At 52.2% G+C, this 21,082-nt stretch carries 14 protein-coding genes; 5 read left to right on the top strand and 9 right to left on the bottom strand.

All coding sequences use genetic code 11. The annotated features are described in order from the left end of the window. Positions 1–16: 16 nt before the first annotated feature. The gene (locus ACFMKP_RS16880; RefSeq protein WP_382293378.1) at positions 17–1,111 is read right to left on the bottom strand and encodes an ATP-binding protein; all 1,095 of its coding nucleotides are present in this window, start codon (positions 1,109–1,111) and stop codon (positions 17–19) included. Positions 1,112–1,396: 285 nt separating this feature from the next. After that, a complete protein-coding gene (locus ACFMKP_RS16875; protein WP_382293376.1) occupies positions 1,397–2,254 on the bottom strand; it encodes a DUF1028 domain-containing protein in 858 nt (285 codons plus the stop codon). 118 nt (positions 2,255–2,372) lie between these two features. Between ACFMKP_RS16875 and ACFMKP_RS16870 the strand changes: the two genes are divergently transcribed. Together ACFMKP_RS16870 and ACFMKP_RS16865 are read left to right on the top strand one after the other, a co-directional pair. Next, complete coding sequence (locus ACFMKP_RS16870) at positions 2,373–3,467, top strand: methyltransferase (RefSeq protein ID WP_382293374.1); 1,095 nt, start codon at positions 2,373–2,375, stop codon at positions 3,465–3,467. 216 nt (positions 3,468–3,683) lie between these two features. Then, a complete protein-coding gene (locus tag ACFMKP_RS16865; RefSeq protein ID WP_164689170.1) occupies positions 3,684–4,640 on the top strand; it encodes a prohibitin family protein in 957 nt (318 codons plus the stop codon). A gap of 68 nt (positions 4,641–4,708) precedes the next feature. On the opposite strand, the gene ACFMKP_RS16860 is transcribed toward ACFMKP_RS16865, so the two are convergent. After that, positions 4,709–5,314, bottom strand: coding sequence for a sulfite oxidase-like oxidoreductase (locus ACFMKP_RS16860; protein ID WP_382293372.1), 606 nt, complete (start codon positions 5,312–5,314; stop codon positions 4,709–4,711). 424 nt (positions 5,315–5,738) lie between these two features. Here ACFMKP_RS16860 and ACFMKP_RS16855 point away from each other — a divergent pair, with 424 nt between their 5' ends. Beyond that, positions 5,739–9,368: a GAF domain-containing protein gene (locus ACFMKP_RS16855; protein WP_382293370.1), complete on the top strand. Its 3,630-nt coding sequence runs from the start codon at positions 5,739–5,741 to the stop codon at positions 9,366–9,368. A 252-nt stretch (positions 9,369–9,620) separates the two neighbouring features. Here ACFMKP_RS16855 and secF read toward each other — a convergent pair whose 3' ends face one another. From secF to ACFMKP_RS16835, 4 genes are all read right to left on the bottom strand, one after another. Further along, positions 9,621–10,586 (bottom strand): protein translocase subunit SecF, encoded by a 966-nt coding sequence (secF, locus tag ACFMKP_RS16850; protein ID WP_382293368.1) that lies wholly within the window; start codon positions 10,584–10,586, stop codon positions 9,621–9,623. 40 nt (positions 10,587–10,626) lie between these two features. Next, on the bottom strand, positions 10,627–12,147 hold the full coding sequence (gene secD / locus ACFMKP_RS16845) for a protein translocase subunit SecD (protein ID WP_382293366.1): 1,521 nt from the start codon (positions 12,145–12,147) through the stop codon (positions 10,627–10,629). Between the two features lie 595 nt (positions 12,148–12,742). Further along, complete coding sequence (locus ACFMKP_RS16840; RefSeq protein WP_382293364.1) at positions 12,743–14,632, bottom strand: M14 family zinc carboxypeptidase; 1,890 nt, start codon at positions 14,630–14,632, stop codon at positions 12,743–12,745. Between the two features lie 192 nt (positions 14,633–14,824). Then, positions 14,825–15,412 carry a TetR/AcrR family transcriptional regulator gene (locus ACFMKP_RS16835; protein WP_382293362.1) on the bottom strand — a complete coding sequence of 196 codons (588 nt, stop codon included), beginning with the start codon at positions 15,410–15,412 and terminating at the stop codon, positions 14,825–14,827. A gap of 106 nt (positions 15,413–15,518) precedes the next feature. Here ACFMKP_RS16835 and ACFMKP_RS16830 point away from each other — a divergent pair, with 106 nt between their 5' ends. Next, a complete protein-coding gene (locus ACFMKP_RS16830; protein WP_382293360.1) occupies positions 15,519–15,941 on the top strand; it encodes a VOC family protein in 423 nt (140 codons plus the stop codon). 290 nt (positions 15,942–16,231) lie between these two features. Here ACFMKP_RS16830 and ACFMKP_RS16825 read toward each other — a convergent pair whose 3' ends face one another. Together ACFMKP_RS16825 and ACFMKP_RS16820 are read right to left on the bottom strand one after the other, a co-directional pair. Beyond that, positions 16,232–17,278, bottom strand: a complete 1,047-nt coding sequence (locus ACFMKP_RS16825) for a hypothetical protein (protein ID WP_382293358.1) — start codon at positions 17,276–17,278, stop codon at positions 16,232–16,234. Then, positions 17,275–19,602, bottom strand: a complete 2,328-nt coding sequence (locus tag ACFMKP_RS16820) for a hypothetical protein (protein WP_382293356.1) — start codon at positions 19,600–19,602, stop codon at positions 17,275–17,277. The genes ACFMKP_RS16825 and ACFMKP_RS16820 overlap by 4 nt, the downstream gene beginning before the upstream one ends. Positions 19,603–20,039: 437 nt before the next feature. Between ACFMKP_RS16820 and trmD the strand changes: the two genes are divergently transcribed. Further along, on the top strand, positions 20,040–20,789 hold the full coding sequence (trmD, locus tag ACFMKP_RS16815) for a tRNA (guanosine(37)-N1)-methyltransferase TrmD (protein ID WP_382293354.1): 750 nt from the start codon (positions 20,040–20,042) through the stop codon (positions 20,787–20,789). Positions 20,790–21,082 lie beyond the last annotated feature (293 nt).

The following is a 21,082-nucleotide window of genomic DNA, read 5'->3' as shown; positions in this document are numbered from 1 at the left end:
GCTTCCTCCGACGGGGCTAAGCTTTTTTTAGCTCGTCGCGCCCCGCAGTTTCTTCATTGCCGCGTTGGCGCTCTTGGGCTGCTTTGTTCAGCACATCGCTAAGCTGCTGCTCATCTAGCCGAACTTCGGCAAATGGTTGGCGACGCATGCGGTGCGGTAACGCCAATTGGGCTGCAACCCGAATATCTTCGAGCGAAATCGTGGTGCGGCCTTCAAGCGCAGCGTGGGTACGCGCAGTTTCCAGAATTGCTAAGTCTGCGCGGTGACCATCAACGCCCAATTCGAGCGAGAGCATCGCCACCGCTGCCATATCTTGCTCCGAAATTTGCACTTGGGGCAAGAGTTTTTTGGCAGCAGCAATTTCTTCAGTCAAATTGTGCTCGTTGCTGCTCCAGCGTTGCACAAATTGCTCAGGGTCTGCATCATATTCCATCCGGCGTTGAATCACATCAACCCGTTCGCGCACATTTTTCAGGCCACCAATTTCCACTACCAAGCCAAAGCGATCCAGCAATTGAGGCCGCAGTTCGCCTTCTTCTGGGTTCATGGTGCCAACCAAAATGAAACGGGCTGGGTGCGAAACTGAAATGCCTTCGCGTTCGACTGTGTTAATACCCATTGCCGCAGCATCAAGCAAAATATCAACCAAGTGATCATCCAAAAGATTCACTTCATCGACATAGAGCAAACCACGATTAACTTGGGCCAACAGGCCTGGCTCAAAGCGGCGTTGGCCTTCGACCAAGGCATGTTCAAGGTCAAGCGAGCCAACCAAGCGATCTTCCGAGGCGCTAACAGGCAATTCAACCAAGCGGGTTGGGCGTTGAGCCAATAGCAAATCTTCGCCAGCTTGCAAACGACTACGACATGAACTACACATCCGATCAAGCTGATCTGGTGGGCAGCTATAAGGGCAATCCGCCACAACGGTGATTAATGGCAGCAAATGTGCCAAGGCCCGAACAGCCGTCGATTTGGCAGTGCCTTTTTCGCCACGAATCAACACGCCGCCAATTCGCGGATTCACTGCATTCAGCACCAGTGCTTGTTTCAAGCGAGGCTGACCAACAAGCGCGCTAAATGGGTAGGTTGGTCGAATATATGGTTGCATAGTCGTCTTTCGTTACCACAAGCGGTTACACAAAAATAAGCCCGCATCACAGGGCTGCCAATTGGAGGATTCCAAATAGTGAGGGAATGTGTTTACGCTTTTGAGGCAGAGGATGAATCCCGTCAATGTTCACGATCCCAACGCATGTCCCTACTGTCTGGCCCTTCCAGACACCGCACGCGCCATTATCGCACACACCTGTGCCTGAGTCAACTGCTTGAAGGCTATTTTTAGGGCCAATTTGGCGCTTTTTTTAACCAATTTTGGCCCTTGCAGTTTATGTAATCAGCGCACAAAGTGCTTACGCAAATAATTCAAGACCTGCCGATCGATATGCGTAGCGCTTACCAAGCGTTCTTCGAGGTTTTCAACTCCGCCATAGGCTTGTAACGCAGCGTGCGTCGCAGCATCATAATCGCCAGAAATTTCGCCCTGATAATAGCCAAATTGCTGCAACATGGTCTGGATTTCGCGTGCCAGCTCCGCATCAATTGGCAATAAATCATCGGGCTTGGGCGGCGTAAGGTAAAAACGATGCAAACCAAGCAAGCGCCCAAGTTCAGGCACTGGGTTTTGATGATCGTCAACGCGCAGATCAATATAGCGATCGAGCACCCCGCCATATGCGCCACCCTTGCGCGCCACATACAACGCCGCCGATTGTCGCCCACGCTGATCGCCGCCAGCTTGATCGCCAGCTAACAGCGCCGCCAATAAGCGTTCAGCCAATTCGCCCTGGGTTTGCTCGAAGGCAGTTGCCATCACCTCAACCACATCAGCTCCAGTTAAGATGTTACCTTGGGCAGCATAGCCTGCACCAGTTCGGCCACCAGCCCAGCCATGACATGCCTTGCCAGTCCAGGTTGCAGCATTGCCCTGCGCATCAACCACGCCAACTTGGCGTTGCTCACGGCCCTCATCAGCAGCCAATAATTGATCAAGCGTGGCTTGCGCCGAATGGCCTTGAGCCAACAACGCCAAGCCATGCGGGCCAAAGCTCATGTTGGCATACGATTGAGTCGCAATCGCGCCAGCCTCGGCCTGCGCCCAACTTACCACCGAGCCAACCGCCAAAAATTTAGAAGCGACCGCCACCCCCAGATCGCCAGTGGTTGGGTCGTAGCCAACAATTGAAAATGTCATTGCAGCCTGCCTCAAAACTATCGATAGCGCAACCAGCCAATCACGATTAAAATGATGCAGCTATTCTACCAAAATCACACGTGCGTCGTTTGGCGCACAGTATAAGGATGTTATTAATATGAATGCTTGGTTGTTGCCAGTGCCCTTCGATAGCGAACGCGACGATTGGGGGGCTACGTTGTTGGCCGAATGGGGAGCGAGTGTCGTTACACAGGGCCAACATGCGTTGGTGATCGGCGCTGGCACTGGCCGCATTGGCTTAGCGCTTGCGCGGGCAGGCGCACATGTGAGCTTTGCCGATGATTCGATTGTGGCCTTGGCCGCCGCCCGCCAAAGCTTTGCCCAAGCCAAATTACCAGCCCAATTCTTTAGCACCACCGATTTAAAGCCCAGCAAACCATTCGATCTGGTGTTGATTAACATTTTGTGGTGGAGCGATAACCAGCGTGGCGCAGAATTGATTAATTTGGCAGCCCAACACACCAACGCTGGCGGCATTGTGGCCATCGGCGGCGGCAAGCAAGCTGGTCTAAGCGGAGCCACAACCCTTTTAGAAAGTATTGTCGGGCCAAGCGTCAAAACCTTGTATAAAAAAGGTCATCATGTGGTGATGGCGTTTCGCAACCTAAATTGGCAAGCGCAACCAAGCCAAGCAAGCCAACACACACTTACGCATGGCGACAATGAACTCACCATTGAAGCAACAGCAGGCGTGTTTGCCCAAGGCCAGCTTGACCCTGCCAGCGCTATGTTGCTCGATGCAATCCACGTTCAGCCCAATCAACGGGTGCTTGATCTTGGCTGTGGCGCAGGCATTTTGGGCATGGTGCTGCAACGGCGCGAAGCGACGCTTGATTTAACCTATATCGATAGTACCATGGTAGCAATCGAAGCAACCAAACGCAATTTGCAAACCAATCAGTTAACTGGCCGGGTGCTGGCATCTGATGGCATTCAAGCAGTTAGTGGAGAGCAATTTGATTTGATTGTGTCGAATCCACCATTTCACGTTGGGCGGGTTCAAAGCCCGCAATTGGCCGAAAATCTCTTGAAACAAGCAGCCCAAGTGCTTGCCCCAAACGGCCAATTGGTGATTGTGGCCAATCGTTTTTTACGCTATGAGCCATTGCTCGAAGCTGCTTTGGGCAACGTGCGTGAGCTAGCTGGCGATCAACGTTACAAAGTGTTGCTTGCTGAGCGCAAAATCGGCTAATTTAATTGCAACTCTGGCGCATGAGCCACGTAGTAGATGCTGTGAGTGCTACTACCTCACAGGAGGCTGTTATGAGTAGAACATTAGGCGAGCTCGCTATTGCTATCGTTGTCCTCGTCTTATGCTACCGTTTAGGGCTTGAATTAGCTCCCATGATTATGGATTGGTGGCGCGGGTTACGCTCCGCTGGCCAAGATGATATTGAAAGGAATGACCATGAGCAACGCTAGCAAGCGCCCATCGGGCCGTCGCATTGGCACAATTGCCATTGCGATCGTTGTCGCCGTGATTGGCTTGGTGCTGTTAACGGCATCATGGAAGACGATTCCACCAGGCTATGTTGGGATTGCTTTCAACAAAGCCAATAATAATGTTACAACCACAATCGAACCAGGCTGGACCTTGATTAATCCGTTTACCACGGCGATTCAAGAATATCCATTCACTCTGCAAACCTATATTATGGTGCAAAGTGGCGATGAAGGTCGCACTGGTGGCGATGATTCAGTCAAAGTACAATCGAGCGAAGCCCAGCAACTTAACCTCGACATTGCAGTGCAATATCGGGTCAAAAAAGAAGAAGCTGCGGCACTCTACACCGATTGGGGCGGTCAAGATCTTGATGTGATTGAACTTCAAGTTGTACGCCAACAAAGCCGTTCGATTTTGACCACGATTGCTGGTCTCTACACCTGGGAAAGCATCAGTGGCGACAAACGGGCTGAATTGGCTGATAAAGTCAAAGAACAGCTGATTATTGAATTTGAACGTCGGCACTTGATTTTGGAAGATTTTGTGATTCGCGAAGTGCACTTGCCCGATAATTTGAAGCAAGCCTTGGAAAACAAAATCACCGCCCAACAAGCTGCTGAACGCCAAAAATATGAGCTTGAACAAGCCCAAATCAAGGCCGAGCAAGATAAAGTTGAGGCTCAAGGCCGCGCCGAAGCTCAACGCGCTACCGCCAAAGGTGATGCAGACTCGATTTTGATTCGCGCTGAAGCCCAAGCAGATGCTAACCGCCTGCTGGCTGAAAGCGTCACCGATGCCTTGATTCGCTATCAAATGGCCTTGCGCTGGGATGGCAAGTTGCCAGTGTTTAGCGGCGAGGGCGCAACACCGTTGGTCGATGTGAGTGAATTGGTCAATCCAACTCAAACAATTACTCCATAACCTTAAACAAAAAACGCTGGCGCTGCTGAAATCAAAGTAGCGCCAGCGTTCTTTTTAGTTAAAGTTAATTAGTCAGCGTGTCGTTCTTCTTGCCATGGGTCAGCATTGTTGTGGTAGCCGTAGCGTTCCCAAAAGCCCAAGCGGTCGGCGCTCATAAATTCGATGCCGCGCAGCCATTTGGCGCTCTTCCAAAAATATTTTTTGGGCACAAACAAGCGCAAGGGAAAGCCATGGTCGGGCGCTAGCTCCTCGCCTTCGTACAAATAGGCCAGCAACACATCGTCATCGTACATAATTTCCAAGGGCATATTGGCGGTATAGCCGCCCTCGGAGTGGGCCAGCACATATTTAGCGCTTGGCTTGAGCGCAGGAATATGCTGGATAAAGTCACGGAAGCGCACGCCTGTCCAGGTGGTGGCTAATTTGCTCCAGCGGGTCACGCAGTGAATATCGATATTTTCGATTGTGACGGTTGGTAAAGCACGAAATTCGCTATATGAAAAGGTTTTTGGGGCCTCAAGCTCGCCAAAAACCCGTAAATCCCAGCTTTGTTCAAGCTCTTTGTAAACCGGAGTCTCGCCGTAGTGCAAGACTGGAAATTTTTGGGTTATATACTGGCCTGGTGGCACGCGTTCTTCCATTCCTTCTGGGATGTCGTACTTATTCGAGAACATTGGCTAGCTCCTTCTTGCACAATACTGCTATTGTAGCACTGCTTATGCCAGCAACCAAGCCATAATTCATTTGTTCCCTCACCCCAACCCCCTCGCCCACTCGACGCGGGCGAGGGGCTTTAACGCTGTTGTTCTTGCGCAACGCGTCGGTAAAAACAGGTGCTCCCCCTCGCCCGCGTTCAGTGGGCGAGGGGGTTGGGGGGTGAGGGAACGCTCCACTGCCGACCAATCGCTCAAAACCTACCCTTGTAAGGAGAGGGGGTTGGGAGGTGAGAGGATGTTTGACCACCACGCTTTTTTAAGAACTTACCCTTGAAAGGAGAAGGGGTTGGGGGTGAGGGAATCTCGAAAATCGCTTCACAAGCTTTGTCAAAAAGCCTAAGATTTGGTAAGATAGGCCAGTCACATGTGAGGCGTGATGTGTATGCAACCCCAAGAACAGGCATTTGAAGATTCACCTGCACGCTTAATGATTGAGTGGCTTCCCCGTTTGGCTACTGCCACCACCATCGATGGGTTGCACACGACGTTAAGCGCCGCCCTCAAGCAATTTCGCCACAATCCGCACTATCATCTGGTTTGGCTTGATTTAGCCGAAACTCAGCCTGAAATTCCCTTGGATTTAATGCTTTCAAGCAGCCAACAAGAGCAGCTTGAGCAAGGCATTATTCTCACCATCACAACCGCCGATAAGCTGCGCTGGACGATGCTGCCCCTCTTGCACATTACCTTGCGTGGCTGGCTGGCCTTGCCCGAAGCTCAACCAAGCGATCAACAGCTGTTGGCGTTGGCGTTCCAAACTGCCGCCAGCATGTGCACCATCACCAATAATCAGCAATTGGTCGCCGAACTGCGCGAATTGACCCAGTTTAACTTGATTAGCCAACGCCTGAATAGCTCGCTTGAACTTGGGCCGTTGATCGAGGCAGTCAATCGTGGCATTCAACAGATGTTTGGGCCGCAAAATCTATTTGTGACCTTGTATGATACCGATTCGCAGTTGTTTCAAGTGGCGGCGCATTTCTACGCCGATGGCCACAGCACTACTCCAAATTCGCAATGGACGGTGGCGCATGGCTTAACTGGGGTAATTATTCGGCGCAACGAGCCAATTATCACCGATCGCTATCTCGAAACCTGTGCCCACTATCACGTTACGCCATTGTTTATTGATGATGATACGCCGCCGCTGTTTTGGGCTGGCGTGCCATTGCGCTTTGGTGAGCGGGTTTTGGGTACCTTGGTGATTTATACCCGCGAACCAGAGGTGCGCTACAACGCCGATACCTTGCGCAAATTGGAGATGTTGGCGCATCGCGCTGCCGATAATTTTGAGCAAGCCCGCCTCTACGAACGCACAACCCGCCAAGCTCGCCAACTTGAATTGCTGAATGAGCTTGGCCGCACGATCACCTCAACCCTCGATTTTGAGGCCGTACCATCGTTGATTATGGGTCGGGTGCAAGAGCTGTTGAATGTTGAAGAAGGTTCGTTGCTCTTGCTCGACGAAGCCACTAACGAACTGGTGTTTCGTTATAGCCTGAGTCCAGTTGGTCAACAATTGCTTGGCAATCGTATTCCTTCAAATGTCGGCATCGCAGGCCTCGTATTGCGCACTGGCGAATCATTAATTGCCAATCGCGCAGGCGATCATCCAGCGTTTTATACGGGTATTGATATGCTGGTGGGCCATGAAACCCGCGATTTGCTGTGTGTGCCCTTGTTGGGGGCGGGCGGAGTCAAGGGCGTAATTGAAATTCTCAATCATCGCAGTGGCTTGCCATTTACCGCCGCCGACCGCGCCTTGCTCGAAGCCGTGGCCGACCAAGCAGTGATCGCGATTGAAAACGCCAACCTCTATACTCAAACCGATCAAGCTTTGACCCGCCGCATTAGCGAGCTTGACCAGCGCAATAAGCAGTTTCAAGAGATTGTGCAAATTGGCAATGCGCTCAAGGCAGCATCGAATCTTGGCGCAGTCTTGCCAGCTTTGGCTGAAGCTGTGCAAAGCGCAACCGGCTTTAATCAAGTAACGATTAGCCTTGTACAAACCACGCCCGGCCACAAAGCAATTATCAAACGCGTTGCCAGCGCTGGCATCGATAGCCAAATTTTTGCTGCCCAAGCCAGCATTACGATTGAACCTGCGCGGGTCGAAGCCTTGCTCAAACCCCAATATCGGCGCGGCGAATCAACCTACTACATCGATCATCGGCGCAATGGCGATGCCCGTTTGTGGCCCGACCCACCAAATGCGGTCGAAGTGCCCGAGTTGCGCACTGGGATGTGGCATCCCAACGATAGCTTATTTGCGGTTTTACGCAGCACCAATGGCGATCTCTTGGGCTTGTTGACGGTCTTTGCACCCAAAAATGGCTTGCAACCAACCACCGATCAAATTCAGATGCTGGAGATTTTTGCTACTCAATTGGCGGTTGCGCTCGAAAACAATCGGCTTTACGACCGCCAGCGCCAAACGGTCGAAGGCCTGACCGCCTTGAGCGCACTTGGCATGGCGATTAACAGCACCTTCAGCGATGCCCAAGCAATTTGGCAATTTACGGTAGGCGGTATGGTCGATTGGACGGGAGCGCTTGGCGCAGGCGTGTTGCTCAGCGATCCCAACGATCCTACAACCTTGCAACCAATTGTTGGCTTGGGGATTGAGCACACACCTGATGAGGCAATCATTCAATTTGCCCATAAAGTGCTCGAACGCGACAAGCCCTTGTTGCTTGGCGATAGCGCGCAATTGCCCAGCGTGCTGCGCGAGTTGGGCGGCCACGCCTTGGTGATGTTGCCCTTGCTAGCAACCCACAAAACCTTGGGCGTGATTTATTTGTGGTATCCAGAAACTTTGCCCAACCGCGAAGCCCAAGATTTGCTTTCGCTGTTCGTTGGCCAAGCAGCAGTGGCAGTCGAAACCCGCCGTTTGGCCGAGGAAGTCAGCAATGGCCGCGACCGTTTAGCCTCGATTTTGGCCTCGACTGAAGAAGGCATTATTTTGCTGAGCTCCGAGCTGCGGGTCGTCGAAGTTAATGCTGCGGCTCAAACCATGATCGGCAGCAGCGAAGTCGCCGAATTGCTGGGCGAGCCAGTCGATTTGCTGCTTACGCATTGGTGCGCGCAATGGAACAAATCTGAGGAAGCGTGGAGCGAATTGACCTTGGCGATTTACAAGGTGAGTCGCGGGCGCTTGGCTGAAGGTCGCGGCCAATTAGAGCTGGGAGGCTTGCGCAGCCAATGGCTTGAATGGACGACGCTGCCAGTGCAAAGCGCTGCCAATCAAAGCCCGCACCCCATTATTATTGTGCTACGTGATATTACGACCGAGATCGAGGCCGAAAACCTGCGCCACGACCTGACCTATATGATGATTCACGACTTGCGCGGGCCACTAAGCTCGGTTATGACCTCGCTGGATATGCTGGCCAAAAAGATGGTTGGCGATCTCAGCGAAGGCCAAGATAAAATTGTCAAAATTGCGCTCCGCAGCAGCGCGCGCCTGCTGGATATGGTCAATTTGCTAATGGATATTAGCAAGTTGGAAGCAGGCCAAATGCCGATTACGCCAATCACAGTGGCGGTTGATGATGTGATTCGTTCTGTGATGCAAAATTATGAGCCATTGCTCAACGAGCGCAAAGTGCATGTGGCGCTGAATATTGCCGAAAACACCCCCAAAGCTTCGGTTGATGTGCAAACGCTGGAGCGGGTTGTGCAAAACCTGCTGGATAATGCGATTAAGTTCAGCCCAGCTGCATCAACCATCACCATTGATGTGCATAAAGCCCAAGCAGGCCAATTGCCCAACGATCATCCTCATGGTCAATGGATTTTGCTGGGTGTGCGCGACGCTGGGCCTGGCATTCCAGCCCAATACCGCGAACGGGTTTTTGAAAAATTTGCCCAAGTTAAGCAAACTGGCATCAAAGGCACAGGGCTTGGTTTGACCTACTGCCGTTTGGCGGTCGAAACCCACGGCGGGCGAATTTGGGTCGCGAATGATGATGGCCCAGGCGCGCTCTTCCTGCTGACCATTCCTATTGCGTGAGTTTCCCTCACCCCCCAACCCCCTCTCCCACTGAACGCGGGCGAGGGGGAGCATCCGTGGTTCACCAAGGAATTGCCGCAGAACCACAGGGTTATAGCCCCTCGCCCGCCGCGTGGGCGAGGGGTTGGGGTGAGAGGATCAAGCAGTGATTGACCTGATAAACCAGTATATCTAGTCCATATTTGCTAAAACAGAAAACCCCGCTCGTAGCAACGAGCGGGGCATTTTTGGATCTGCGATGGGCAGGATCAATTAGGCAGCGGCTGGTTTGGCGTTATCTTTGCCACGACCAAACCAGTTGCGCCATTCGCGATTTTCCCACACCACCAACAATTGGGCAGCGTTGAAGATCGATGAATAGGTACCGCTGATCAAGCCAAGCAACAGAATCAAGACAAACGAGCGAATGCTTTCGCCACCAAACAGCAACAAGGCTGTCAAGGTAAAGAACGAGGTAAATTGGGTGTTGATCGAACGAGTCAAGGTTTGGACAATCGAGCGATTGACCACCCGTTCGTAATCGTCGCTTGAGCGGCGCAAGTTTTCGCGCACGCGGTCGAACACCACAATTGTATCGTGAACCGAGAAGCTAATCACGGTCAGAACAGCGGTCATAAACAGCGCATCAACTTCGAGGCCAATTAACCAGCCCAAAATTGAAGCCATGCCGATCACGACCAACACGTCGTGCAACATTGCGATGATCGCGCAAACGCCGTAGCGAATTGGGTTGGGTGTGCCACGGAAGGCGGCCCACAAGTAGCCCATAATCGCCAATGAGGCAATAAAGATTGCCACAATCGCGTTGCGAATCGAACGGCCGCGCACCGTTTCACCAACGGTTTGCAAGGTTTCGATGCGGGTATCAGCGCCGAACTTGCTGATCAAGCCAGTTTCAACTGCTTTACGTTCAGCTGAATCGCTCTGCACCAACTTCGAACGCACAAAGGCAATCACAAATTGTTGATTGTTGGTCGTGCCTTGTGACAACTGGGTGCGTGCACCCTCGATACCGCTCGCGGTGAAAACGTCATTAATCTCGTTTTCCAAGCCATCACGGGTTTGGCTAATACTTGGAATGTGAATTTCCCAGCGCGCGCCGCCAGAGAAGTCAACCCCAAGGTTCATGCCAAATACCAGAATGCTAATCAAGCCTGGAATAATGGTTAGGATCGAAATCGCAAACCACAAATAGCGCCGACGCACTAAATCTAACATAGCCCAATCCTTTATCGATGATATAGCTGAAAATCAGCTATTAAGCTTGCTCTGACGACAAGGCTGCAACTTCGGCAGCATCTTCTTCGGGGTTAACCCCGAACCAACGTGCATTCGAAACCCCAAGATCAATAGTCAAGCGCAACAACATGCGCGAAACCGTGATTGCCGTAAACAAGCTGATGATAATCCCCAAGGCCAAGGTTAATGCAAAGCCTTGAATGATACTCACACCCAGCCCGTTACCCAAGACATACAAGATAAAGCTTGTAATCAAGGTCGAGGCGTTGGAGTCGCGGATTGATGGCCATGCGTGGTTGAAGCCATCTTCAACTGCCCGTTCCAATGAGCGGCCACGGTGCAGTTCTTCTTTGATCCGTGCGAAAATCAACACGTTTGCGTCAACAGCCAAGCTAATCGACAAAATGAAACCGGCGATCCCTGGCAAGGTCAAGGTGACCGGAACCAAGTTATAGACCGCAAATGAGAGCACAGTGTAGATAAGGAGCGCAATGTTGGCGATTAAGCCAGGCAAACGATAGTACATCAGCATAAACAACATAACCGCGATCAAGCCAACCGCACCAGCAACTTTACTGGCTTCGATTGAATCATTGCCAAGGGTTGCGCTAATGCTGCGGTTACTATCTTCGATCAAGGTTACGGGCAATGCGCCATATTTGAGTTGGTTTTGCAGCGCTTGGGCTTGCGAATTTTGCTCAGCAACGGTTGTGCCCGTCGAACCCATGGTAATGATCCCTTCGCCAGGCAAAGAACCATTGACTTGAGGACTCGAAATAACCCGGTTATCAACCACAATCGACATTGGCCGACCAACATTTTGGCTGGTAAAGCTAGAGATTTGGTTGGCCGAGTCTGAGCCGGTTTGGAAGCGGAAGAACACCGCTGGACGGCCAGCTTGATCAGTTGTCAAGGCAACTTGGCTGGTGTCGAGATCCGTCCCACGAGCAATCGTGGTGTATGGCTGTTCACAAGGCCGCTCAGTCTGAGTCACTGGGGTCGTTGGAGCCAAATTGCTGGTTGGCGACAACGGATTGGTGTTGCTCAAGCTATCGGTGGTGGTTACGCCACTGGTGCCAGTTACGGTGCTTGGCAACTGAACCGTGATTGGATAGCGCGGCGTAGCCGTGGTACATACTTCGGTCCCTTCGGGCAAATATTGACCTTGAGGATCAATAAATTCGAGGTTACCAGCACCTTTGAGTGCTTCCGAAGCTGCCGCAGGATCTTTGACCCCTGGCAACTCGACGACAATGCTATCGCCGTTCACAACTTGAACAACTGATTCGCTCACGCCAAGCCCGTTGACGCGACGTTCAATCACGCCAGCGGCATTTTCGAGTTTGGCGGTCAAATCAGACTCGTTGGGGTCGGCGGGACGTAAAAAGATTTGCGAGCCGCCTTGTAGGTCGAGACCTAGGTGGGTTGAAACATCGCGACCGGTCAGGCTTTGAAACGACTTGGGAAAGAAAACAATCCAAGATGCCAAAGCAACTACCACAATCGTCACGACGAGGGCACTAATTACTTGCTTACGCACGACGAACGCTGCCTCCGTGTTTGGTGAGGGATGGGCGTGGCGAGGAATACAGCCCACCCAGAGATACCTAAAGAAACTCCCATCGCAACAGCGCATTATAGGTGCGATACCCAGTCGCGTCAAACGCCCTACCACATTATGACGAGTTAAATCAATCTCGTCTGCACCCAAAGAGCGCAGACGAGATTAAGCCCAAAATACGTTCGGCTAGCTGGAATGGTTGATTGCGTTAACCACGGCTTGATCCTCTCACCCCCTAGCCCCTTACACGAGTAGGTTTTGAGCGATTGGTCGGCGGTGGAGCGTTCCCTCACCCCCCATCCCCCTCTCCCACTAAACGCGGGCGAGGGGGAGCCGACCCTTGTTTCCCAACGAATTGTCCAAGCGTCACACCATGAAAAGCCCCTCGCCCACCGCAGTGGGAGAGGGGTTGGGGTGAGGGGATCTTAACAACCTACCCTTGAAAGCTAGCACCCTCGCCCATTCGATGACCGAGGGGGAACCACGCAACCCGTGCTCCCCTCGCCCGCGTTCAGTGGGCGAGGGGTTGGGGGTGAGGGCATGTACGCGTTGCCAATCCCATGAACCGTTACACTTAGCGTTGGGTAACGCTGACATTATCCACGGCAGCTTCTACCAAGCTTGCGCTGCCTGCATCGGAAGCCTCGAACACAAGCCGGACTGATTGGCCAGCATAGCTATTTAAGCTTACGTTGGCGATCGTCCAAGCTGCATCAACATCGCTGGCGCTGGCTAATTTTTCAAAGACTTTGACCGTGCCAGAGCTGGTTACAACCAAGACGCGGAAGTAATCGGCGCTGCTGGCATTTGAGCCATGAGCCAAGTAGTAGCTGAAGCTCAGGCTCAAATTACCAGAGCTTGGCAGCGTAAAGGCTGGCGAACGCACCGACGAAGCGCCACCATCAAGGTCGTAGGCTCCTGCAGAGCTACCAGCCAAACGGCCAGTTACCAAGTCGTTGCTGCCATTGACGGTTGTGCCAAGTTGTTTGGCTCCGCTGCTATCGGTTGCTTCTGGGTCGCCACGTTCCCATGCGCCAGTTGTTGCCGTATCGGTGCTATTTGGGTTAATTGTCCAACCTTTGTTGGTTTCAAAATCGTCGCTGAACACAGTAACCACTGGGCTTGGCGTTGCGGTTGGGCCAGGTGTTGCGGTTGGGCCAGGCGTTGGAGTTGGCGTGCCGCCACCGCAATATTGGGCTTCTTTGCCAATCGCACGATAGGGACAATCGGTTTGTTCCAACAGATACAAGACCGATTCGCGGTTGCGGCTGGTTTCACGGGTAATCACTTCATCAGGTGGGTAAAAACCTGGGCTGGCGCTGGTTGGATACATTTCAAAGGTATAAGCAAAAATGCGATGCACACCATAGGCCCAATCTTCATACGTGCCATCGGCAACATACAAATCGCTTGCTTGCTGGGGCGTGTAGCCATTGCTCGAAGCCATCGTGCGGCCAAGCGCAGCCATGGCATCATAATCATCGCGCACCATATCGCTAGGATACGAATCGTAGGTGTAGCCATAGGGCCACAGCACCAACTCGCTATAGGTGTGGAACGAAATCGAGGTTTTGATTTGTTGCTTGCCACCAACCACCCGACTCGCCACAAAGTTGCGAATAGCTTGGGTTTCTGGCGCAGAGAAGGCACTGGCCCCGCGATAGGTATCGCTCGAGGTTGAACCACTGGAGCCGCCACAGCAGCCCCATTTGTAGCTATAGTTGCGGTTGAGGTCGATGCCTACATATGAAGAGCCGCTGTTTGGTTGGCGATTTTTGCGCCAGCTACGATAGCTGCCACTTGCCACGTCGTATTCGCTGCCATCAGGATTCAAGCTGAAAACGATATAAATTTCGCGATTATTAACGATGTTGGTAATGCGATTGTCGAGGCCATAGTTATCGACCAACAAGTGCAACAGATACAAGGTCATTTCGACAGTCAGGTGCTCGCGGGCGTGGTGTTGGCCAATAAACAAGGCTTCTGGCTCGTTCTCGTCGGTGCCAACATTATCGCTAATTTTTACCGCAATCAAATCGCGATTTTCATACGAGCGGCCAATGCTAAAGCGGCTCACGATGTTTGGCTTGCTGGCAACTACCGCTGCAACGTTGGCGGTCATCTCAGCATAGTTGTGGTAGGCCGCATCAGCCCCTGGAAAATCCGTCAATTCAGGCAGTTCGACCAACTTAAAGCCCAAACGCTCAATCGCGGCAGCTTCTTCGGCGTTCGCCGTAATATCCAACACCTTGCCATGAACTGCATCAATGGAAGCACCGGTTGCGGCAATCGCATTGCGATCTTCGCGCGTGGTAACGCCTTCAAGATGATAGGCCCGCGCTTGATCAAGCGGCTCCGTTTGCTGAACTGGCTGCCGCGTTTGGCCTAAAGCACTGAGCGGAGCCATAAGACCTACCGTTAAAGCGAGTGAACCAACCAACCGAACGATGCGTGACGGCTTCATGAACCCTCCTAGACAGATAGGGATTGAACCAACCACACGAACAACCTTGTTCGCTCGATAGTGTCTGAACGCCACTAATTCGACACAGGTGTTGTTGTCACTAGGGAGTGGTGTCGCTTGATGGTTTGGGGTGGATAGGAGATATATTAAATGATCTTAATAAAAATGTCAAAAAAGTATTAACAAAAATTATCAATCTAAACGCAAGCCGCTGAGCAGTTGTTCAAGCACAGCGATTGTTGCATCGAGGGCTGGTTGAGGTTCGGCTGCTTGGGCAATCCACAACACGGCCTCGTTCATTGCTCCCGAGAGTAAATGGGTGGCAGCAGATACCGAAGCAGGCGCAATTATGCCGCTATCAGCTAAGTGCTGAATGGACGACTCAAGCAGGCGCATTGAGTTTTCTGCATCAAGCTTGCGCCAGGCTTCCCAGCCAAGAATTGCCGGGCCGTCGAGCAAGCCAATCCGTTGAATATCGCGCTCAAGGCTGGCACTTAAAAATGCGCGACAGCCAACCAACAGCTGCTGCCATGGATCGCTAATTGACGCGGTAGCGCTGATAATTCGTTGAGCCAAATCACGTTGAATTTCGGCCACCACTGCGCGAAACAAGCCCTCTTTGGAATCGAAATAGTGATAGAGTGCGCCTCTGGTTACGCCAGCCAACTGCACAATTTGCTCGGTTGCGGCATGAGCATAGCCATGTTCGGCAAATTGCGCCCGCGCCACCGCAATCAATTTTGCAATCGTGGCTGCTCGTTGTTCCTGCTTGGTCGGCATTAGCAAGCTCCTGCTTTTGACAAACATACAGCATGTATGTATAGTGTTTATAAAGAAACATACAGCTTGTATGTTTTCTACAAAGTATAGTGGATTAGGAGTGAGTATGCAACTTAGCAGTATGTATCCAGTGATTGCGACCAATCGAATTGCCGAAACCGCAGCGTTTTATATTCAGCACTTTGGCTTTACGTCAACCTTTGAGTCGGATTGGTATGTGAGTTTGCGCCACGCTACTGCTCAGCACTACGAGCTTGCAGTGCTCGACTATAGCCATGCCAGTGTGCCCGTGGCTGGTCAACGCCCAACAACTGGCTTACTGCTTAATTTCGAGGTTGAGAATGTTGATGAGCTGTATGCACGATTGATTACCAGTGCAAGACTGCCAGTGCTGCTTGATCTGCGCAGCGAGGAATGGGGCCAACGCCATTTTATTACTGCTGACCCCAATGGAGTGCTGATTGATGTGATTACGAATATTCCAGCCTCTGAGGCTTATGCAGCCCAATATACTGGCGAGCATGAATAATAAGTCCCTCACCCCCCAGCCTTTCAAGGGTAGGTTTTGAGCGATTGGTCGGTGGTGGAGCGTTCCCTCACCCCCCCAGCCCCCTCGCCCACTGAACGCGGGCGAGGGGGAGCCGCCGTTTTTCGCCAAGGAGTTGCGGGAGAACCAGCGCATTAAAGCCCCTCGCTAACGGAACATGGGCGAGAGGCTTTTGCATCCTTCATCCTTATGTTCTATGCTCTCTGTTCTTATTTTGATTTTTGCCTTCTGACTTTTGCCTTCATCCCTCATAATTCATAATTCATCCTTAACTATGGTTTACATGGCAGAAACTCGATGCCGCCATAGATTTGGGTTTGGGCCGATTGACCATCGCTGCCTTGGGCCAAAATGTAATATTCAAAGCCACCATAGCGTTGTCCCGACATCTCACGCGCCCCGCGAATTGTGCGGTTCCAGTTACCGCGACCATCAGGCTGCATCACTGTCGATTGCCAGCGGCTGGGGCCAGCGTGATAGTACAAGCTAACATCACCAGCAGGGAAATTCTCGACCGAAACGCTAATTGAGACGCTATCAGGATAGGTACAATCAGCAACGTTGGTAAACTCATTGGTCGAGGCTGATGGTTCGCCAAACACTGGCGGCAAAATTGGTACTGGCGTGTCGGTCGCTGTTGGTGGCGCTGGCGTATCAGTTGCCGTTGGTGGCGCTGGCGTATCAGTTGCCGTTGGTGGCGCTGGCGTATCAGTCGCCATTGGTGGAATGGGAGTATCGGTCGGCGGGATGACAGGCACATCCGTTGGCCGAACAGGCGTATTTGAAGGACGCACGCGCGTTGGCGATGGCCGAGCTGTGGCGCTGGAAATTGGCCGGGTTGGAGTAGCCGTCAAGGTTGGCGAACTGGTTGGCGTTGCCGTGGGCGTAATTGTGGCCGTTGGCAGGCTGGTAGCACTGGGCAAGGCCGCGACACTAACAGCATTGCCTTGGCCAACCGCAACTTCAGCAATTGCGACATCGCTCCATTGGCCTTGGCTACTTTGGGCGCGAACCGCCAAACGATAGGCCGAGGCCTCACTTGCTTGCCAGTTGAAGGTTGCATAGCCAAATTGCGAGCCACGCATTGTTGGTTGTTGGCTGCCCACAACTGCACCGTTAACGCTTAATTCAATCGTGCTCAAGCCCAATGGATGATAGCCATGAGCCAACACCTGAATTGCGCCAAGCTCCAACGAACTTCCCGCTAAGGGCGCGTCAATCCAAACTTGGGGCACAATTTGGGCTGGACTTGGCGCAGGCGCTTGTTGCTGGCACGCGGCCAAGATGCCAATGAGCAATAGTCCAAGCAATCGTTTCATGGTTGCACCGTTAGTTTCAGTGAAAAATCGCTCAGCTCGCTGCTACAACGCTGGTTCAGATTGGCAAGTTGGCGCTCAGCTTGCAGCATAAAGCTTAATTTCGGGGCGCTTGCTTGGCCAAGTTGATCAAGCAACGCCTGATCAAGCGTGAGCTTAATTTCGCCATTCGCTGGTAAGCTTTGCCAAGCAATGGTTTGGGTTGCACTGCCAAGCTGTAGGCTTGCGTTGGCGTTGCATGGTTCAGCTTGGCTTGGTTCACGCTCACTGGTTCGATTAAAGGTTAATTCTAAGCTCGTCACTGTTTGATCAAGCCGTGGCAAAACAAAGCTCACAGCGCCATCAAACCAGCTGGCAGTGTAGCGGCGGCAGCTCGTTTCAGCGACACTATAGCGTTGCAGCAACAACAAACTGCTGGCATACGGATAGGGTTGGGTGGTTTGTTGGCTGTGATTGATTGGCAACGCAGGGCAGTCAGCACCAACCGTTTCTTGAGCCAAGCCAGCGCCAAATTGAAATTGGCTTGGCAGCAGTTGATAGCTTCCAGCCGCCAATTTGATTGCTGGCAAACAAACCACTTCGCTATCCAGCGAAATTGCCAAACCACGATAGGCGCGCACGCTCAAACATTCATCGGTTGCGCTTGGCGTGGTGCGCGGGGCCAAAAACAGCAAGCGCTGAGCAGCAGCAACTCTGGTTAATTCGAGTGGCGTTCCAGCCAAACGATCGCTTACTTGAAAGCCTTCAAGATTGGCGTTGGCGCTACAATCTTGGCCCTCAGCAGTTGGAAAACAGGCTTGCTCGTTCCAATCCCAAATTAATACCGTCGCTCCTGCCGCCAAATTGGTGCTACAGGCAGTACGCCAAAAATCATCATCCTGCGGTGCAGCTTGCAGACATTCATCAAGCGTGGTGGTTAGGCGTAGGTTGGTTGGCGGAGCAATTGAACTCAAGGTTGGCACTTGCTGAGCGGTGGTTGCTGTTTGCAATTGGCCTTGCAGGCTGAATAAATCAGCATCAAGCGCGATGGCTTGGGTTTGGCCCAAATTTAACGTGGTGCTGGTAGCGCCCAATAATTGCGGTTGAGTACCGTTCCAGCCCCAACATTCTAAATTCCAGTTTTGGCTGGTGCTAATTGCGCTCAATGGCAAGGCACTAGCTAAATCGTAGCCGCCAGCAAGCGGCGCTAAAAAGCCTTGATTGGGCACACGTTGCCATGGGCCATTGGCTAGCGAACTATAGCAATAAACATCGTTGACCGCAGTTTTTGGGGTAAGAATGAGGCTCGCAAATTGCGGCACTTGCAAACTTGAGCAAGCAGAATCAGCATTATTCAAAGCCACGACTGGGCTGGTTGCAGCACCAGCTGGATTAAAAGCCACCACATAATACAGCGTCTGGCCAAATGCTGCTGGCTCTTGCCAACGCTGAGGGCCAGAGCCATTGGCGGCAACCGTCGCTACCAGATTAAATTGGCTTTGGTCGGGGCCGGCGCGATAGATAAAAAAGCCATCAGCATCAGCAGATTTGGGCGTAAAGACCAATTCGGTTGTGCAATTGCTGCTGCCCACCAGCGCCTCAGGGGCTAACGGCAAGCTAGCAGTGCCAAAACGTCGCTGCAAATCAAACCAGATTGTATTGGGATCGTAGGGCGTGGCAAGCGGCAGGCTGGCAAAATCTGCTGGCAAGCTGGATTGATTCGGGCTAAGGCTGGTCGTATTGCTAATTGGCGTGAACTCGCCAGCAAGCTGAACCGTAATCAACTGATCACGCCCCAAAGGCTGATTGACTGACAAATCGCCAAGCTGTGGGTTGAGCTTCAAGAGGGTTTGGGGTTCGATGCCAAAGGCTTTGCCAAGGCTTTCGATGCTTTCGCCCGCCGCTTGTTGCACTTGAAAGGTAACGACTGGTTCGTAGGGCAACACCGCATTCAGGCGCACAATTGCCGAGGTTGAAGGAATTTTGGTTGCATCATTGGTGCGCGCTACCAAACTATGGTCGCCTAAACTGCGCGATTGCCACGCAAAAAGGCCTTCGTATAAGGTCACATTATTGGCAGCTTGCAGATCCCAAGGCTGGCCATCGGCCCATAATTCAACATTCTCGATTGGCTCGCTACCCCACGAACGCGAATGCACGGTGAGCACTTCGCCAACCGGAATCAGGCTCGCATTAAACGGATACTGAAGTTGGGTAAAGAGCGTTGGCGAGCTTGGCGCTAATTGATCAACGACTGGTCGCACCGCCAGCGCATAAGCGGTTAAGCCCAGCATCATCGCCAAACTAACGAGCGCAATAATTAAAATTCCAGCACGTCGACTCATCATTCATACCTCCCGTTGTAGTCCAACAACTGCTGCACTAGCAACGGTTATGCGTAAAGACGCTGGTCAGGTCGCGGGATTGGGCCGAATCAGCAACGAGCAATCCGGCGCTTGGCCTTTATGGTGCATTGCTCAATCTGGCTGTTAAAGGTCATTAATTAAGCATGCCTATGTCACTTTAAGCTATTGACGAGTCGTTGCTGCTGGTTATTTCCCGCTCAAGCCGCCAAATAAACGCCCTTTGAGCAACAATAGCCAAGCGAGGATTCATAATGGTTATGGTAAAGTTTTGCTGGCATTGTACCAATACTATTGCTTGCTTGGAAGATCAGATTCATGGCGATTTCCCTGCTGTTTTGCACCAGCCCCAAGCCATCGAGTATCATATTTGGGTAATGAACGACAAACAATTCTCACTCTTGGCACGATAGGATTTTGCAATGCGCTTTGATATTTTGACTTTGTTTCCGGCCATGTTTACTGGCCCGCTGACTGAAAGCATTTTAAAACGAGCAGCTCAAGCTGCATTATTGCAATTTCAGCTGCACGATATTCGCGATTACGCCACCGACAAACACAAGATGGTCGACGATTCGCCAACTGGCGGCGGCGCAGGCATGGTGATGAAGCCAGGCCCGTTGGCGCTCTGCACCGAAGCGGTCTTGGCCGCCGATCCAAATCCTGCACCAGTGGTGTTGATGACTCCCAGTGGGCGGGTATTTAACCAAAATATGGCGCGCGAATGGGCCAAATTGCCACGCTTGGTGCTGGTTTGTGGCCATTACGAAGGCATCGACGAACGCTACATTGAACGCTATGTCACCGATCAAGTGTCGCTTGGCGATTTTGTGTTAACTGGCGGCGAGCTAGCAGCAATGACGATTGTTGATGCAGTTGGCAGGCTCGTGCCCGAAGTGCTTGATCCCGAATCGCTGGCCCACGAAAGCCACGACGATGGCCTTTTGGAGTATCCGCACTACACCAAACCAGCAGATTGGAATGGTGTAGCAGTACCGCCGATTTTGCTCAGCGGGCATCACGCCAATATTGCCAAATGGCGACACGAGCAACGCCTGCGCCGCACGCTCGAACGCCGCCCCGATATGCTGCACCATGCCACGCTCTCCAAAAAAGATCGCCAATTACTCAAAGAGTGGGGATGGCAAGAAAAGTCAGAAGGCAAAAGTTAAAAGGCAGAAAGCTGAGACGCAGAGGAATGTGGCTAGAGGAATGTGGCTAGAGGCTATTGGCTATTGGCGATAGATTGTAAGGCAAAAGGCAGAAAGTAGGGTTTAACGCAGAGGCGCAGAGAAAATGAGGCTATAGGCTATGTGTAATGATTTATTGGATTGGCAACCATGTCCCCTCACCCCCCAGCCCCCTCTCCCACGAAAACGCGGGCGAGGGGGAGCCGACCATTTTTCGCCAAGCAATTGCGGGAGAACCACGGGAATTAAAGCCCGTTGGACGGGAGCGGGGTTGG

Origin of the sequence: Herpetosiphon sp. NSE202 (genome assembly GCF_042688385.1) — a bacterium.
GTDB lineage: Bacteria > Chloroflexota > Chloroflexia > Chloroflexales > Herpetosiphonaceae > Herpetosiphon.
This window is presented reverse-complemented; position numbering and strand designations above follow the sequence as displayed.

Excerpts from the sequence above, each read along its gene's own strand:
- ACFMKP_RS16880 (WP_382293378.1), bottom strand. The coding sequence starts at position 1,111 with ATGCAACCATATATTCGACCAACCTACCCATTTAGCGCGCTTGTTGGT.
- ACFMKP_RS16875 (WP_382293376.1), bottom strand. The coding sequence starts at position 2,254 with ATGACATTTTCAATTGTTGGCTACGACCCAACCACTGGCGATCTGGGG.
- ACFMKP_RS16870 (WP_382293374.1), top strand. The coding sequence starts at position 2,373 with ATGAATGCTTGGTTGTTGCCAGTGCCCTTCGATAGCGAACGCGACGAT.
- ACFMKP_RS16865 (WP_164689170.1), top strand. The coding sequence starts at position 3,684 with ATGAGCAACGCTAGCAAGCGCCCATCGGGCCGTCGCATTGGCACAATT.
- ACFMKP_RS16860 (WP_382293372.1), bottom strand. The coding sequence starts at position 5,314 with ATGTTCTCGAATAAGTACGACATCCCAGAAGGAATGGAAGAACGCGTG.
- ACFMKP_RS16855 (WP_382293370.1), top strand. The coding sequence starts at position 5,739 with ATGCAACCCCAAGAACAGGCATTTGAAGATTCACCTGCACGCTTAATG.
- secF (WP_382293368.1), bottom strand. The coding sequence starts at position 10,586 with ATGTTAGATTTAGTGCGTCGGCGCTATTTGTGGTTTGCGATTTCGATC.
- ACFMKP_RS16840 (WP_382293364.1), bottom strand. The coding sequence starts at position 14,632 with ATGAAGCCGTCACGCATCGTTCGGTTGGTTGGTTCACTCGCTTTAACG.
- ACFMKP_RS16835 (WP_382293362.1), bottom strand. The coding sequence starts at position 15,412 with ATGCCGACCAAGCAGGAACAACGAGCAGCCACGATTGCAAAATTGATT.
- ACFMKP_RS16830 (WP_382293360.1), top strand. The coding sequence starts at position 15,519 with ATGCAACTTAGCAGTATGTATCCAGTGATTGCGACCAATCGAATTGCC.
- ACFMKP_RS16825 (WP_382293358.1), bottom strand. The coding sequence starts at position 17,278 with ATGAAACGATTGCTTGGACTATTGCTCATTGGCATCTTGGCCGCGTGC.
- ACFMKP_RS16820 (WP_382293356.1), bottom strand. The coding sequence starts at position 19,602 with ATGATGAGTCGACGTGCTGGAATTTTAATTATTGCGCTCGTTAGTTTG.
- trmD (WP_382293354.1), top strand. The coding sequence starts at position 20,040 with ATGCGCTTTGATATTTTGACTTTGTTTCCGGCCATGTTTACTGGCCCG.